This is a genomic window from Kocuria sp. CPCC 205231 (assembly GCF_040980965.1).
Lineage (GTDB): Bacteria > Actinomycetota > Actinomycetes > Actinomycetales > Micrococcaceae > Kocuria > Kocuria rosea.
Window position 1 is genome coordinate 42529 of sequence record NZ_JAVKPP010000019.1, and the last position, 14766, is coordinate 57294.

The following is a 14766-nucleotide window of genomic DNA, read 5'->3' on the forward strand; positions in this document are numbered from 1 at the left end:
CGATGACCCCCGCCATTTCTGCGCCCAGTCTGCTCACGGCGTCCTGGATCATCGCAGGCCGTACCATCAGCTCCTGGCGTCAGCAGATCGGTGCTGTGACGACCGTCTGGCTCTTCCCGGTCTTCACCACGTTGCTGTTCCTCGGTTTGTTCGGTGGTGCCCTCGAGGTGCCGGTCGGATTAAGCTACATCGACTTCTTGATACCGGGGATGTTCGCCGTCACCATGCTCTTCGGGCTGGAGGTCACCACGCTGTCGGCCGCTGCTGACGCCACCCGCGGCATCAACGACCGGATGCGGTCCTTCCCGATCAACAGCACGGCCATCGTGCTGGGGCGGGCCATCGCCGATCTGCTCAGCTCTTTGATCAGCCTGGCGCTGATGGCCGGCTTCGCCCTGGCCCTCGGTTGGCGACCCGCCCTGGATGCCGCCAACATCGCCCTCGCCGTTGGTCTGCTTCTCGCGCTGCGGTTCGCGCTGCTGTGGATCGGGATCTTCGTCGGCTACGGCGCGACATCGGTGGAGTCGGTGGCTTACGTCCAGATCCTCACCTGGCCCATCGCGTTCCTCTCCAGCGTGTTCGTCAACCCCGCGACCATGCCCGGCTGGCTCGGCACACTGGCCGAGGCGAACCCGATCTCCGCGACTGCGACAACTGTTCGCGAGCTCCTGGGCAGCACATCATGGCCCACCCAGGGCTTCGCCGGTGACCACGCGCTGACCTTGGCGGTGCTGTGGCCACTGCTTCTCACCGCGGTATACCTGCCGCTTGCCGCTCGACGATTCCGCCGCGGAGGCAAATGACCGACCTGATGCACTGATCCATGAAACCGCGAGCAGAGCCAGCGGCTCCGCCCGCACCCACTCGGACGATGGAGACGACCATGCCCGACAACATGCATCATGACAAGACCGCCGCAGACGACCGCAAAGAATTCCAAGCACTGCTCGACGACTGGGCGGCGGCGATCGTAGCCAACGACGCCGACCGTATCGCGAGCTTCGCCGAACCGGACTGGGAACTGGTCACCCCGGAGAGCGGCCCAGTGCCCCTCGACCGGTTCCTCGACGCGGTCCGCAGCGGCAACCTGACCCACTCCGACATGACCTTCGACGTGCTGTCGGTGCGCCGCCACGGTGCACTGACCAGCGTGGTCGCCCACGGCACCAACCACGGACAGTGGAACGGCGCGCCGTTTCGCGCCGATGAGTGGGTGACCGAGATCTTCGTCCGTCGTGACGGCCGCTGGAGCTGCGCTCTGTCAGCGTTGACCCCTAATACCGCCGGCCGAGCAGCTGATGTGTGACCAGCCTCCCGCGGCGGGCGTCGTGGAACCATCGCCGCCCCCACGATGCACCCCGGAGAGCCAGGCCCGGCCCGTCGACACCAGAAGTATCGTCGTGGCATTGATCTCGACACACCAGGCATAGGCCCAACACGGCCTCCACGATGGGGCTATGAAACCGGCCAGCCTCATGCCTCCGCCACGGACAGTGCGGACGGAAGGAACGCACGATCACCAAGGTGGCGGCAGCGCGGTCCATGGGTGACCAGGACGAGGCTCTGGCGTTCTACCGGGACACCCGGGGCCTCGACGTCGTGACGGACACCGACATGGGCTGGGGTACACGACGGATCGAGGCCATGCCCCACAGCGCCCAGAGGTCGATCGCGCTGTCTGCGGCCGTGGCCTTCGACAAGGTCCCGGCGCGGGCGCCTGTCTGGCCTTCCCCGCTGGCGAGCTCGCGGCGACCGTGGCGGAGCTGCGCTCCAGCGGCGCGACGGTATTGGACCCTGTCAGCGAGCCGTGGAAGACGTCTGCGACGGCCCGATGCGACGGGCGGACACCAGCTACAGGTCCACGAACGTCCGAGCCGATGACCGCCGTGGCGCTGCTGCCGAGGAGAACGTGACCGGCGGCCGGGCAGTTGACTCGGCGAAGAACCTTTCTATGGTTCTCGCCGATCACCGTCCACTTCAGGGAGTCAAGATCGGCCACCGGGGAGGCTCAAATCCCGGTGTGCGAGGGTGGCAGCTGAACGCTGCGCCGCAACGGGACCGGCTACCGGCACTCATCACCGGAGGCCCCGGCATCGAGCCGGAGCAGCGCCCGTACGTTCTCACCGTCGCCAGCTGGCATGAGGGTGAAGCCCAGACGGCGTAGCACGGCCAGGGCACCCGCGTTGGAGACGGTGGTGTCCGCCTGCACCTCAGATGCCCCTAGGGAAACGGCTTGACGCAGAGCCGCGGCCAAGGCCGTTCGCCCAATGCCACGACCCCGGACGCCACGAGTCACCCAAATGCCCATTTCCAAGACACCATGCTCATCAGTGTGCTTGAGACGCACGGAACCTACGACCAACTCGTCGGCAACCACAGCCCAGGTGGCCTCTCCGGCCGGCCCACCGAGCCCGGCGCGACGGACACGGTGGAAGTCACACAGCCACGCGACTCGCTCCGATGTCCATGCTCGGCCGGCGGTCAGAGGCGGCGTCACCTCATCCGCCTCAGTATCAGTGGTCGCGGCACGGACCAGCTGCGCCAGTACGGTGTCATCCACGGCGACCAGCACAACAGAGGAGGCTTCTTCCCCAGTCACGACAATAATTCTACGCAACGCACCTCGATGCCGTGCCCGATCCGAGAGCTGCGTCCTACTGCACGACCCTTGACTAGAACGTCCGCGAAGAGAAGTGCCCACGGTCTGCATGAGGCGCGAGACGCGGTTCCTGCCGACTGGCGGGCGGATATTGGTGGAACGGCAAGCTCAGCGCCGCCGTCCGTAGGCTTTGGTGGTCTGGACGACGACGATCAACAGCACGAGCAGCAGCCCGGCGCTGGCGGCCGGAACCACGTCGATGGGCATGGTGTAGGCCATGGCGACCCGCGCGGCGGCACCGATCAGGAAGGCAGTCCCCCAACCGGCGGTCATCGCCTGGAAGAGCCGGCGGAACACCGCGTTGTGCTCCCAGTCGTGCTTCCAGCGGGCGGCGGCTTCATCGGGCATCAGCGCTACGGTGGCCTCGAACAGTACGGGTTTGCCGCCGGCGAGGCTGGCCAGCAGCCAGATGCCGAGCAGGGCGGTGAGCCAGCTGCCCAGGGCCATCAGCAGTCGGGCGTCTGCGGTGATCAGTCCGACGGCGGTGTTGAGCACGAGTACGGACAGGGTGAAGGCCCCGAGCCGGTCCAGCCGGCGGACGTGCACCGCGGTGATCAGCACGCGGGCCAGCGGGGCCAGCCCGCCGAGCACCAGCGCCACCCAGGGCTCCGTGCCGGCCAGGCGCAACCCGTAGTACAGGGCAAAGGGAAGGACCAGGCCGACGCCCAGCAGTCCGACCAGCGGATGACGCCAGCACCTCGGCCGGTTCCCGTCCGGTGGGGTGGTGCGCCCCGACCACGGGGTGGGCGGTGTCGGATCCTCGGTTGGCGGTGACCCGGTGGGCGGATTGCTCAACGCTGCGACAGGGTCAGGGACACTCATGGTGGTCTCCTCGTGGAGTTTTCCGGGTGGCGAGCTGGGCCAGGGTGATGAGTTCACGGGTGTAGGCGCCCAGGTCGAAACCCGGGTCGGTGACCAGCCGCCCGGAGGCGGTGTCGATCGCCCCGCGGATCACCAGCGCCACGCTGCGGGCGTCGAAGTCCCGGAAGTCCCCGGTGGCCTGGCCGGCGCGCAGCAGCTGCGTCAGGTGCTCGAGCACCGGGTCGGCGCCGTCAGGGGCGAAGCGCAGGGTGCCGTCGGGTCGCCTGGCGTTGGCGGCGATCTCGACCACCGCACGGATGTCGGAGGGGTGCTCGCGCAGGAAGCCGAGGTTGGCCTCGAGGTACCCGTGCAGCTGCGCGGCTGGGCCGTTCTCGCTCGCCAGGCGGGTGCTGATGGCCGCCCCGGCGCGGGCGTAGACGTCGGCCACCACGTGTCCGAGCAGCTCGTCCTTGCCGGCGAAGTAGTAGGACACCACGCCCTTGCTCACCCCGGCCCGGCGGGCGATCTCGGCCAGCGAGGCCCGCCCGTACCCGGACTCGGCAATCGCTTCGATCGCGCACGCCAGGATCTGGGCCCGACGAGCCGTCTCCGTGAAGGTCGGAGAGCCACCGGACACCTGATTTGATCGCATGGTCAAATCATAGATCGATTGGTCAGTCTGAGGAAGGGGGCGGGTGCGGGCGGAGCACGGTGAACGCGGTGGGGCGTCGTGCTCGTGGGGGGCGATGAGCTAGTCGGACTGGATGACCAGCAGCATCGTGCCTTCGGGGTCACGGACGTAGGCGATGGTCTCGCCCCACTCCATGGCCTGGGCGCCGACCGGTATCGACGCACCGGCCCGGTGGGCGGCCTCCAGCACACCGGGGAGGTCACCGACATAGACGCACAGGTCCACCCGGTGGCCAGTTGCCGGCAGCGGTGTGTGGCCGTACAGGGCCGGGGTGGTGCCAGTACCTAGGCCCAGCTGACCGGTCCCGATCCGGAGGACGAGGTAGGACGGTTCTCCGGTCTCGGGGAATTGGTAGGTCGGGACGGCGCCGAACACTCGCTCGTAGAAGCCCTGGGTACCTGGAAGGTCCTGGCAGTTGATGATGGGAAACAGCTCGTGCCCGTTCATGACCCGACAGTAGCCACAGTCCGTCTCCGGGCGCACGCACCCGTTCGGGTCGGTCTGGGACAGCGGTTCACCTGCAGGGCAACAACTCCCTGGGGGACCGGGCACCCCACAACTGTGCTCTCTGTGAGTGGGTATCTGTCGCTGGTCTTGGCGGCTGGTGGCGGATGTGCTCTAGAAAGTGCTCGCAGATTTCCTCTGGCAGGCATGGACATCAGCTGGCCCGCGGTATTGAACTGGAGTCCGTCAGACATCCCCGTCGATGTTGCGGGGATCAGTCCAAGATCTGGAACTTGAGTCGCTTTTGGCCCTTGCCGGAGGAGGAGTATTTGACGACGCCGACGCCTCTCACCTCGGACAGGTCTGCGACATGGGTTCCACCGTCGATCTCTCGGTCGACACCCACGATCTCCACCACCCGGTAGGTTCCCTGGGCCGACACCGGTGCCCTGTTCGAGACGAGCTTCACCAGCGAGGGGTCATGGTCGATCGTTTCCTGTGGAACTTCGGAGACGCGGACCGGGGCGCCGTGGGCGATGAGGTCGTTGGCGAGCTCGACGCAGCGGAACACTTTCTCTCGGTCCAGTCCAGGGCCGAAATCGATGCGACCGGTCCCGTTGCGCATGTCGCCGCCGGCGACTTTGACACCGAACTCCTCCCAAGCGATCCCTACCAAGCAGTGGAACGCCGTGTGTGTCCTCATGTTCACGTAGCGCGGCTTCCACTCCAGCGCCGCTTCCACTGACCCGTGTACGGCTGGTACGGCCTGGTCCAGTTCCACGGTGACGATGTCATCGTTCTTCTGCACCGACTTCACCTGGTACTGCGCTGAGCCCCAGCGGATGGTTCCAGTATCCGGGTCTTGACCACCACCGCCGGGGTAGAAAGCGCTCCGGGCCAACCCCACCTGGTGGGAGCCGATCTTCCACACCTCGGTGTCCCAGCTCCTGATGTAGGAGTCCTCGAGCTCGAGTCGTTGCGTGTGCACTAGCGGTTCTCCTCCTCTAGCCATCCGATGACCTGGTGCAGGGCCGCGGTCCAGTGCTCCTCGATCAGTGCGCACGCCTGATCCCTGCGCCCTGCTTCCAGGGCAGTAACGACTTCCGAGTGCTCGTCGAGGGTGCCGCCACGCCACTAATCCCTTTCCATGTACAGCACGATGTATCTGGAGAGACAGTTCGCACGTGGTCGGACAGGTACATCCGCTAGGCGTTGTGGGCGGCCGCAACGATGATCGTATGGAACGCCCGATCCCACCCCCACCACTCGGTGACACTGCTTCCAGCTGCCGAGGCCCGTTCCAGCACCTTTCGCCCGGACTGGGCCCAGGGGGCGTCGAAGACGCCGTTCTTCACGGCCATCTGCTCGATCTCCCAGATGCATTGGTAGAAATCTGTGGCATCTGCTGCCGAGATCGTCCGAACACGGAACCCTCGGCCCTCCGTCGGCTCTAGTAGGCCGGCATCGCTGAGTTTCAGCAACGCCTCCCGTGCAGAGGTCCGGGAGACACCGAGCTAGGCCGATGCTGAGGACGGTCTCACGTCCAGGGCATCTACGGCCAAGGAGGTCCAGTTGCGTGAAGTGCTTCGAACGCGAGATCTCCTGAACCAGCATGTGGAACTCGTGTACGAACTCGCCTTTCGAGATCGACCGCTTTCCAGGAGCCGTGGTGAGCATCATTGTTCCCCGGTCAGCACACCAGGACTACGTTCGGCAGCACTGGCGGTCACAAGGTTGTGGCGGTGGAGTCGGAGACATGCGATGAAGGCCGCGACGGCGGCGATGGTATTGAAGACCATTCTGGAGCGGGCGTGCCAGGTCGTGAACTCGGAGGCGACCTGGCGCAGATACTCGGCGGAGTGCACCGCTGATCCTTCGATGAACATGATGTCGTTGCGTGGCCAGAAGTACAGCATCGAGACCACTCCCTCCAGCACGAACATGGCCAGGCTCAGTAGCACCCACCAGCGGACTGTGGGCAGCCGCCAGGTGAGCACCAGGGTGGCCGCGCCGAGGACCCAGACGGTGAAGCCGAGGGGCGGGAAGAAGTCGGATGGACCGGTCACGGCGAGGAACTCCATCGTCAGCTCCAGTGACGCTGGTGGGTCGGCGAAGATGTTGGGGTAGAGCATGAATGTCTCCAGCACGATGGCACCGAACAGGGTCATCGTCATCCACAGGTAGGCGATGAGGACGGGAAGGGCTAGGCGGCGCAGGGTGGGCACGGGGTGTTCCTCTCTCGAGCGTTGAACGGTAGGGGAGGGGCAGGGCTGGGTCTCAGTGGTGGTGGCCCGGGGCTGCCGATGCGGACGGCGGAGGGCCGTCGGGGCTGACGACGACGAATTGGCCCATCAGGCCCTCGTCCTCGTGGCGCAGCAGATGGCAGTGGTACATGTATGGGGTCCTTGGATCGGCGTACTCGCCGAAGCGCATGATCAGCCGGTAGGTGCGGCCAGGTTCGAGGTAGATGGTGTCCTTGCGTCCGCCCAGCTCCGGTGGCGGTGGGGCGCCGTCGATGCTCAGCACCTGGAACTGGACGTCGTGGATGTGGAAGTTGTGCGGCAGGCGGTCGATGCTGTGCACCTGCCAGATTTCGGTGGCCCCGGCGGTGACGATCTCGTCGATCCGGTCCATGTCCATCCGAGCCCCGTTGATAAGGCGCGAAGCCAGGGCGAACTCACGTACCACGGTGGCATCCGCCTCCCGCAGCCGGTCGAGATCGGCCAAAGCCGCGGGAACAGGGGGTGAGGAGCGCAGGGTCGGAGCGGCCCGCAGCTGCAGGACGTCGAACGTGTCGGTGCCGCCGAAGGCGGTCGATGAGGCCACGTTGCCTAGGTCGGGCGGGAAGGAGCGCAGAACAATGTGTTCACCGGCGACCAGGGCGACGACGATCTCGGCTCGCTCCGCGGGGGAGAGCCGCACTCGAGTGGTCTCGTATGGCTTGGCCAGCAGCCCGCCGTCGGTGCCGACGAGGTGGAACGGCCGGTCGTCGGCGAGGCCGAAGTCGTAGGTGCGGGCGGTGGAGCCGTTGAGCAGGCGCAGCCGGATGCGTTCGGTAGTGATGTCTTGGTAGGCGCCGATGGTGCCGTTGGCCATCACGGTGAATCCGAGCAACCCTGGCTCGGCCCGGTTGTTGTCCAGGGTCAGTTGCCCGTCGTCGTCGAACTGCTTGTCCTGAACGATGACCGGGAGGTCGTCCACCCCGTACGCGGAAGGCAGATCAGGGGCATCGGCGGGATCGTCGATGAGGAACAGCCCGGCCAGACCGCGGTAGACGTGCTCCTCGGTGTGCCCGTGCGGGTGCGGGTGGTACCACAGGGTCGCCGCCGGCTGGTCGATCCGCCAGGTGGGACGCCAGGTCCGCCCCGGGGCGATCTCCTGGTGCGGACCGCCGTCCATCGCGGCGGGCAGGCGCATGCCGTGCCAGTGCACTGTGGTGGGCTCGTCGAGGGCGTTGGTCACCGCCACGGCGACCTGCTCGCCACGTTCGGCCCGCAGGGTGGGACCGAGGAAGGCTCCGTTGAAGCCCCAGGTGGCGCTCTGCACCCCGGGGCGGAACGCCGTGGTGCCCTTCTGGGCCGTCAGTTCGAAGACCCGGGTACCGTCGGGGCCGACGTGGGAGGGGGCCAGGGGCGGGATCGCCAGCGCAGTGTCAAAGACCGTCGGCGGGGCGGGAGTGCCCGTGGACGGGGCGCCTGTGCAGCCGGTGAGGAGCAGGAGTGCCCCCGCGCCGGTCAGCAGGTGCCGGCGGGTGCACGAGGGGCCGGTGGTGTGGGTCATCGCGGGGCTCCTCGCAGGTGCTGGAGGGCCAGGGCGATCAGGCCCGCGACTAGGCCCCACACGGTGGGGACCAGCAGTACGGGCACGATCGCGAAGGGGAAGGCCAGCGGTCCCTGCAGCGTGCCGGTGATCAGGGGGGAGAACACCACGCTGAGGACGATGGTGTAGATGCCGGCGGTGAGACCGGCCAGTGTCAGCGTGACCACGGGGCGGGGAATCCGGCCCCACCCCACGACCGCGACCCAGGCCACGGTGACCAGCACGGCGAGCATGGCCGCAGCCGTCGAGGCACCCATCAGCGCCGACAGACCCAAGTGCCGGGCCAGCCCCTGCACCAGCGGAAGAGCCCCCAGGCCCAGCACCAGCAACCAGTTCACGGCGGGGCGGGTGCTCGCAGAAGGTTCAGATCGGTTTGTCATGGCCCCGACGCTACGGAGCAGCGTCTTAGCGGACATCGGGCGGAAAGCGCCTCCTGTATCGCTGGGGACCGGTGGTCCCGGTCGCCCGGAGGCGACCCGGCCCGTCGCTTCGGGACCTACGACGGTCGCGGGCGGTCTGGCTACCCTGGACCCATGCCCAGCACCGTGGCGGCCCGCCCCTCGTACCGGCCGGCCGAGGAGGTCGACCCCCGTCTGGTCGACGCCGTGCTCGCGGCCGCGATGGCCGTGGTCGTGGCCGTGGTCGCCGCCGCGGACCTGGAGGGCACCGGCCGCGCCGGTGCCCTCGCCTACCTCTTCGCGGCCGGCTTCGGGGCCCTGCTGCTGGCCCGGCGGCACGCGCCCCGGCTGGTGCTGGTGCTGACCGTGCTCGGCATCTTCGTCTACTACATGTTCCAGCTGCCGCCCATCGGCATCGCCCTGCCGGCGGTGGCGGCCCTGTTCTCGGCCGCCGAGGCCGACCGCACCCGGACGGCTGTCGCCGCCGGGCTGGTCCTGGTGTCCGTGGCGGCTTATTTCCGCGTGGAGGAGGGCCTGCCGGCCTCCTATCTGGTCAGCTACGACCTGCTCACCGACGTCGCCCTGGTCGCAGCGGCCATTGCGCTCGGGGTGAGCGTGCGCTCCCGCCGGGAGCTCCGCGCCCATGAGGAGCGGCTGCGGGCGCTGGCCGCCGCTGAGGAGCGCCACGAGGCCGAGCGCCGGCTGCAGGCCGAGAAGGCCGGGATCGCCCGGGACCTGCACGACACCATCGGACACACGATGTCGGTGATCGCTGTGCACAGCAACGTGGCCGCCGAGGCCGTGGGGCGCGACGACGCGGCCGTGGCCAGGGCGCTCGAGCAGATCCGCGCGGCCGCCTCCGCCACCCTGCGGGAGCTGCGGACCACCGTGAAGCTGCTGCGCACTCCCGGCGCCGCCCCGGCGGAGCGAACCAGCATCGGTCTTGCCGGGATCCACCAGCTGCTCGCCGCGACCGAGGACGCCGCCGTTCAGGTCATCGCGCAGATCGACGTTGACCCGCACGAGCTGGACACCACCATCGAGGCGGCCGCCTACCGGATCCTCCAGGAGTCCCTCACCAACGTCCTGCGCCACTCCGGGGCCCGGCACGCCTGGGTGGAGGCCCGGCTGCGGAACGGGGCGCTGGAGCTGCGGATCGCCGACGACGGGCGCGGTGCGCCCCCGGCCACCGGCCCCGATCGCGCCGGCGGTGGGAAGGGCCTGCAGGGAATGGCCGAGCGCGCCCGCCTGCTGGGCGGCACGCTCACCGCCGGCCATCGGAACAGCGGCGACCAGGACGGCGGGGGCTTCGAGGTCCGCGCGAGGCTGCCGAGGAGGCTGGGGCCGTGATCAGCGTCGTCGTCGTCGACGACCAGGATCTGGTGCGCACCGGGCTGCGAGCCCTGGCCGAGCGCGACGGGGACATCGCCGTGACCGGGGAGGCCGCCACCGGCCGCACCGGACTGTCCCGGGTGCGCGAGCTGCACCCGGACGTGGTGCTCATGGACATCCGCATGCCCGAGATGGACGGTCTGGAGGCCACCCGCCGGATTCTGGCGGACCCGGGTCTGCGCGAGGTCCGGGTGCTGGTGCTGACGACCTTCGACGAGGACGAGCACGTCTTCGAGGCCATCCGGGCCGGGGCTGCCGGGTATCTGCTCAAGGACGTCTCCCCCGCCGACCTGCGCCGGGCGATCCGCGTGGTGGCCGCCGGGGAGGCCCTGCTCTCGCCCTCGGTGACCCGCACCGTGCTCGGCTCCATCGCGGCCAGGCCGCAGACCGTGCTGGACGATGCCCCGCTGCGCGCCCTGAGTCCCCGGGAGCGGGAGGTCCTCGAACAAGTGGGCCGGGGATTGTCCAACGACGAGATCGCCCAGGCACTGTTCCTTTCCCCCGCCACCGCGCGCACCTACGTGTCCCGGCTGCTGGCCAAACTCGGCGCCCGTGACCGGTCGCAGCTGGTGGTGCTCGCCTACGAGACCGGGCTGATCACCCCGGGGACCTGAGCACGTCCGCGCCGAGAGTCCATCAGCGCCAAGCGCCGCGTGCTGCTGCCTCGTGGGCGTAGGTCCGGAAGTCCCGGGGCCGGCGGCCGGTGACGCGTTCGACCAGGTCGTCGACGTGTGCGTCACCGGCCGCCCGAAGGGCGGCGAAGGCGGCGGCCTCGGCGAGGACCTGGTCGCGGTCAGCCCCGCATTCGGTCATGACGCGGACGTAGTCCTCGGCTGCGCCGAGGTAGCGGAGCGGCCGGCCGGTGTTCTCCGCGATGATGTCGACCACCTCGGCAAAGCTCAATGCCTCCGGGCCGCTCAGTTCGTAGGTCCGTCCCTCGTGGCCCGGCTCCGTCAGAGCGGTCACGGCGACGGCAGCGATGTCCTCGGCATCATTGAAGGCCTGACGGACGTCGCCGAGCGGCATCACGACCTCCCCGGCCAGCACGGCATCGCGCAGGAAACCCTCGTCGAAGTTCTGGTTGAACCAGTCAGCCCGAACAATGCTCCAGACCGCCCCGCAATCGCGCACGGCCCGCTCGGCGGCGAGCAACCGTAGGTCCCCCATGGCCTCGATGGCCTTGCTCGAGAGCAGGACCATTCTGTCGACACCGTGCGTCGTGGCGAGGTGGAGAAAGCGGGGGTCGACCGCCACGCCGTCGGGTGCCATGACGAAGGCATGCGTGGCACCGCCCACCGCCTTCTCCCAGGTGCCCGGGTCGGTCCAGTCGAAGCGCACAGCACCCCTGTCCGCCGGAGCACGGGAAGCAACGGTCACGGTGGCGCCCCGCTCGCGCAGCTGCCCCACCACCCGGCGTCCGACGGTTCCTGTTGCACCGAGCACCAGCACGTTCGTCATGATGTTCCCTCCCGAGACCCGTGACCATGAAAGGTCGATGGAAGAAGCCACGCCATGGCAGCGAGACTGTTGGCGGTGTAGTCGTCCTGGCCGGTGACGAGGCCATAGGTGAGGTCCTCCAGGACACCGCACCTGGCATGGAAGACGGCACGGGCGAGCAGCTCTAGGTCCGTTCCGGCCCCCGCCGCACGGTACGCCGACAGCGTTGCCCGCAGCCCACGGGGCCCAAGGTCACGGTGGACCATTCCCAGATCGCGGGCGGGGTCGGCCAGAGCGGCGTCGCTCCAGTCGATGATGCCGGAGATCGCCCACGATCGCGGATCCACGAGGATGTGCTCGATGCCCAGGTCGTTGTGGCACACGGTCAAGCGTTGCGCGGCAGGCGGTGGGTCCGCCCGCAGGAAGGACGCGATGGCGTGACGGTGCTCGGCGCCGATGTGCGCGGCGCAACGAGAATAGTTGTCAGCGGCCTCCTCGAGCCACTCGACCGGCGGTGTGGTGTCCTCGGGGAACAGCTCAGCGTCGTGCGGCGACAGGTTGTGGACGACGGCGAGGAAGGAGCCGAGGCTGCTGCCGAGTGCGGCGGCGTGGGCCGCACGTGCACCGGCGGGCACATGCAACAGTGGCTGCCCCGGCAGCTTCAGGTAGGTGGACAAGCCGTGGACGGGATCCACGATGTTCGGCACGGGTACCGGCAGCGGGGAGATCTCACCGACCCGGTGCAGCAGCCGGGCCTCCACAGTGACCTCGCGGGCCCGCTCGGCAGGGTCCGTTTGCCTACTCAGACGCACGACGAACTCGCCGTCGACCTCGTAAGTGACGTGGTCGAGACCGGATCCCAGCGGCCGCAGCGAGGAGATCTGACAGCCGTGCTCGGCCAGCAGCCGGCCGACGATGGCCAGCTCCGTGTTGGCAATCATCGGGGTTCCTGTCTCCTGAGGATCAATGCGGGATGCCTGTGGCGGGTCGGCGCATGAACCACGTCGGTACGCCGATCACGTCGGCTTCCCCGACCACGTCGTACCCGAAGCGGCGGTAGAACACGACGTTCGCCGGCTTGTCAGTTTCGAGGTAGCCCGTCTGCCCCGTCTCATCGAGCCGGCGGCAGTGCTCCCGCAGGAGGATCGTCCCGAACCCCTGGCCCTGGAGGGACGCATCCACCGCCACGGGGCCCAGGTGCACGTGGGCTTCGGCGAGGTCCCGGCCCGCCCACGCGCTGATCCATGTGCAGACCCGGACAGCTGCCCTCGGGTCGAGGTGCGCCAGGTGGGGCAACATCCTCAATCGCTGCCGAGGCCTCGGTCGGCACGCCCCCGCAGGGGCGGCAGCTGCCACCGCGACCAGAGTGCCGTGCTGGGTGGCACCTACCACGTGGGTGGTAGGCATCGCCTCCAACAGCGCCCGGACCAGGCGGGCGTGGTACCTCAGCCGCCGGTCCGGGTCGGTGCCGTAAGCGGCGAGGTGGACCGGGTTGTCCCGCATGCCGCGCGCGATCACTTCCACAGCGGCGGGAAGGTCCCCGCGCCGCAATTCGCGCATCTCGACCCCTGCGTCCCCCGTCCGGGCGAGCCCGCCATCGCGTGTGCCGTCCACATCCGTCTCCTTCACCCTCCGGCGCCGGAGGGGCAGCCTCCGCTCACGGCAACCACGCTACGAACCCGCACGGCCCACGTCATCGGTCCGTATGCGTCGGCGTGGATCGCTCCGCGGCGCCTTCAGGTGTCGCCCCGGTACGACATGGTCTGTCGTTCGGTGACCGATGCGACGATCAGCAACCTCTTCCTACCCTGGGCTCATACGGCCTGGACATTTCGGGCTCCGGACGGCGAAGGACACCTCATGCGCGGCACAGCTCTCATCGTCGGTGGTGGCATCGCGGGGCTGGGCGTGGCCCGTGGCCTCCACGCCGGCGGATGGTCAGTGCAGGTCCGAGAGCGCTCAGCAGGCCCACCGCGCACCGGCACCGCCCTGGGCATGTGGCCCGCGGCCATGGCAGCCCTCGACGCACTCGACGTCGGAGACATCATCCGAGACCGATCCGCCGAACGCTCCAGCGCGGCCATCCTACGACCCGACGGCAGCGTCATCGCTACGGTACGCAGCCCCTCGGTGCACCTGGTGTCCCGGCCGGACCTGCTCGCGGCCTTGCTCGAAGGACTACCCGCCGAGACCGTGGCGTGGAACAGTCCAGTACACCTCACGGACGACCTGTCAGACGCCGACGTCATCGTCGGCGCCGACGGCATCCACAGCGTCGTCAGGGCAGCCGTACAACCCGATGCCGTTCCCTTCCCCCTGGGCACCGTAGCGTTTCGCGGCACTGCACCGGGTAGCACAGGTCGCATTAGCGAGACCTGGGGAAGGGGCCGGATTTTCGGCATCACCCCTCAACACCCGGACACCACCAACTGGTTCGCCTGCGTCCGGGCCGAGCTGCTCAACCACCACCAGCCCGAGCTGAGCGCCACGGAGCTGTTGCACCGGCTTTACAGCAACTGGCACCCAGACATCGCACGGGTCCTCCACGCCATCGAGGACGCCCAGATCGACCGCCGCACCCTCCTCCAGCTTCCCCCGCTGCGAACCTACGCCGATCGCCGTCACGTACTCGTCGGTGATGCCGCCCATGCCATGGCACCGAACCTCGGGCGGGGTGCCTGCGAATCCCTCGTCGACGCCTTCACCCTGGCTGAGGCCCTCACTGCAGCAGTCTCCGTCGAAGACGGTCTGCGACGCTACGACCGCCTGCGCCGTTCGCCCACCCGTCACATCGCATACCTCTCCCGACGCCTGAACCGGATCAGCAGCGCTGAACGATGCACCGGGATGCGAGACGCCCTTCTGCGTGTCCTGGCCTAGACGACGATGTCCGGGAGTACCCGTGTGCTGCCACCGTCATACGGAACATCAGAAGAAGGCCGCTCCTCCAGGGAAAACGGGTGTGTGCAGACCAGGCCGATCTCTACCCCTCGATACCAGTACTACCTGCACCGACCCAGTCTGCGGCGCCACCGGACACTGACGGCTCCCGATTGTCAACGGCGAGTGAAAACTGACCCCTTTCCGGCATCTGAAGGTTGACCCCCTGATCACTCATCTTCTTG

The 14766-nt window shown here is 68.4% G+C and carries 17 protein-coding genes; 6 read left to right on the forward strand and 11 right to left on the reverse strand.

Annotated elements, in window-relative coordinates:
* The first annotated feature begins 2 nt into the window (after positions 1-2).
* The 3 genes from RF640_RS16655 to RF640_RS16665 all read left to right on the forward strand — a co-directional run bounded on the left by RF640_RS16655 (position 3) and on the right by RF640_RS16665 (position 1881).
* The gene (locus tag RF640_RS16655) at positions 3-803 is read left to right on the forward strand and encodes an ABC transporter permease (protein ID WP_368799659.1); all 801 of its coding nucleotides are present in this window, start codon (positions 3-5) and stop codon (positions 801-803) included.
* 80 nt (positions 804-883) lie between these two features.
* A complete protein-coding gene (locus RF640_RS16660) occupies positions 884-1306 on the forward strand; it encodes a nuclear transport factor 2 family protein (RefSeq protein WP_368799529.1) in 423 nt (140 codons plus the stop codon).
* A 236-nt stretch (positions 1307-1542) separates the two neighbouring features.
* The gene (locus RF640_RS16665) at positions 1543-1881 is read left to right on the forward strand and encodes a VOC family protein (RefSeq protein WP_368799530.1); all 339 of its coding nucleotides are present in this window, start codon (positions 1543-1545) and stop codon (positions 1879-1881) included.
* A 181-nt stretch (positions 1882-2062) separates the two neighbouring features.
* On the opposite strand, the gene RF640_RS16670 is transcribed toward RF640_RS16665, so the two are convergent.
* The 8 genes from RF640_RS16670 to RF640_RS16705 all read right to left on the reverse strand — a co-directional run bounded on the left by RF640_RS16670 (position 2063) and on the right by RF640_RS16705 (position 8794).
* Positions 2063-2710, reverse strand: a complete 648-nt coding sequence (locus tag RF640_RS16670; RefSeq protein WP_368799532.1) for a GNAT family N-acetyltransferase — start codon at positions 2708-2710, stop codon at positions 2063-2065.
* A gap of 57 nt (positions 2711-2767) precedes the next feature.
* Positions 2768-3481: a VC0807 family protein gene (locus RF640_RS16675; protein WP_368799534.1), complete on the reverse strand. Its 714-nt coding sequence runs from the start codon at positions 3479-3481 to the stop codon at positions 2768-2770.
* Complete coding sequence (locus RF640_RS16680; RefSeq protein WP_368799535.1) at positions 3468-4112, reverse strand: TetR/AcrR family transcriptional regulator; 645 nt, start codon at positions 4110-4112, stop codon at positions 3468-3470. The genes RF640_RS16675 and RF640_RS16680 overlap by 14 nt, the downstream gene beginning before the upstream one ends.
* A 99-nt stretch (positions 4113-4211) precedes the next feature.
* Positions 4212-4598 carry a VOC family protein gene (locus RF640_RS16685; RefSeq protein ID WP_368799537.1) on the reverse strand — a complete coding sequence of 129 codons (387 nt, stop codon included), beginning with the start codon at positions 4596-4598 and terminating at the stop codon, positions 4212-4214.
* A 271-nt stretch (positions 4599-4869) separates the two neighbouring features.
* Positions 4870-5583 (reverse strand): alanyl-tRNA editing protein, encoded by a 714-nt coding sequence (locus tag RF640_RS16690; protein ID WP_368828418.1) that lies wholly within the window; start codon positions 5581-5583, stop codon positions 4870-4872.
* Between the two features lie 688 nt (positions 5584-6271).
* Entirely contained in the window at positions 6272-6820 is a 549-nt protein-coding gene (locus RF640_RS16695) for a hypothetical protein (protein ID WP_176337203.1), read from the reverse strand.
* A gap of 52 nt (positions 6821-6872) precedes the next feature.
* Positions 6873-8375 (reverse strand): multicopper oxidase family protein, encoded by a 1503-nt coding sequence (locus tag RF640_RS16700; protein WP_368828419.1) that lies wholly within the window; start codon positions 8373-8375, stop codon positions 6873-6875.
* Positions 8372-8794, reverse strand: coding sequence for a hypothetical protein (locus RF640_RS16705; protein ID WP_368828420.1), 423 nt, complete (start codon positions 8792-8794; stop codon positions 8372-8374). Before RF640_RS16705 ends, RF640_RS16700 begins: the two co-directional genes overlap by 4 nt.
* Before the next feature lie 153 nt (positions 8795-8947).
* Between RF640_RS16705 and RF640_RS16710 the strand changes: the two genes are divergently transcribed.
* Complete coding sequence (locus tag RF640_RS16710) at positions 8948-10162, forward strand: sensor histidine kinase (protein ID WP_368828421.1); 1215 nt, start codon at positions 8948-8950, stop codon at positions 10160-10162.
* Positions 10159-10818, forward strand: coding sequence for a response regulator (locus RF640_RS16715; protein WP_368828422.1), 660 nt, complete (start codon positions 10159-10161; stop codon positions 10816-10818). The genes RF640_RS16710 and RF640_RS16715 overlap by 4 nt, the downstream gene beginning before the upstream one ends.
* A gap of 22 nt (positions 10819-10840) precedes the next feature.
* Here the strand turns inward: RF640_RS16715 and RF640_RS16720 are convergent, their stop codons facing one another.
* The 3 genes from RF640_RS16720 to RF640_RS16730 are packed head-to-tail and all read right to left on the reverse strand — an operon-like array spanning position 10841 to position 13255.
* Positions 10841-11662: an NmrA family NAD(P)-binding protein gene (locus RF640_RS16720; protein ID WP_368828423.1), complete on the reverse strand. Its 822-nt coding sequence runs from the start codon at positions 11660-11662 to the stop codon at positions 10841-10843.
* Positions 11659-12582, reverse strand: coding sequence for a phosphotransferase family protein (locus RF640_RS16725; protein ID WP_368828424.1), 924 nt, complete (start codon positions 12580-12582; stop codon positions 11659-11661). The genes RF640_RS16720 and RF640_RS16725 overlap by 4 nt, the downstream gene beginning before the upstream one ends.
* A gap of 22 nt (positions 12583-12604) precedes the next feature.
* Positions 12605-13255 carry a GNAT family N-acetyltransferase gene (locus tag RF640_RS16730; RefSeq protein WP_368828425.1) on the reverse strand — a complete coding sequence of 217 codons (651 nt, stop codon included), beginning with the start codon at positions 13253-13255 and terminating at the stop codon, positions 12605-12607.
* A gap of 246 nt (positions 13256-13501) precedes the next feature.
* Here RF640_RS16730 and RF640_RS16735 point away from each other — a divergent pair, with 246 nt between their 5' ends.
* A complete protein-coding gene (locus tag RF640_RS16735) occupies positions 13502-14521 on the forward strand; it encodes an FAD-dependent monooxygenase (protein WP_368828426.1) in 1020 nt (339 codons plus the stop codon).
* Positions 14522-14766: the final 245 nt, after the last annotated feature.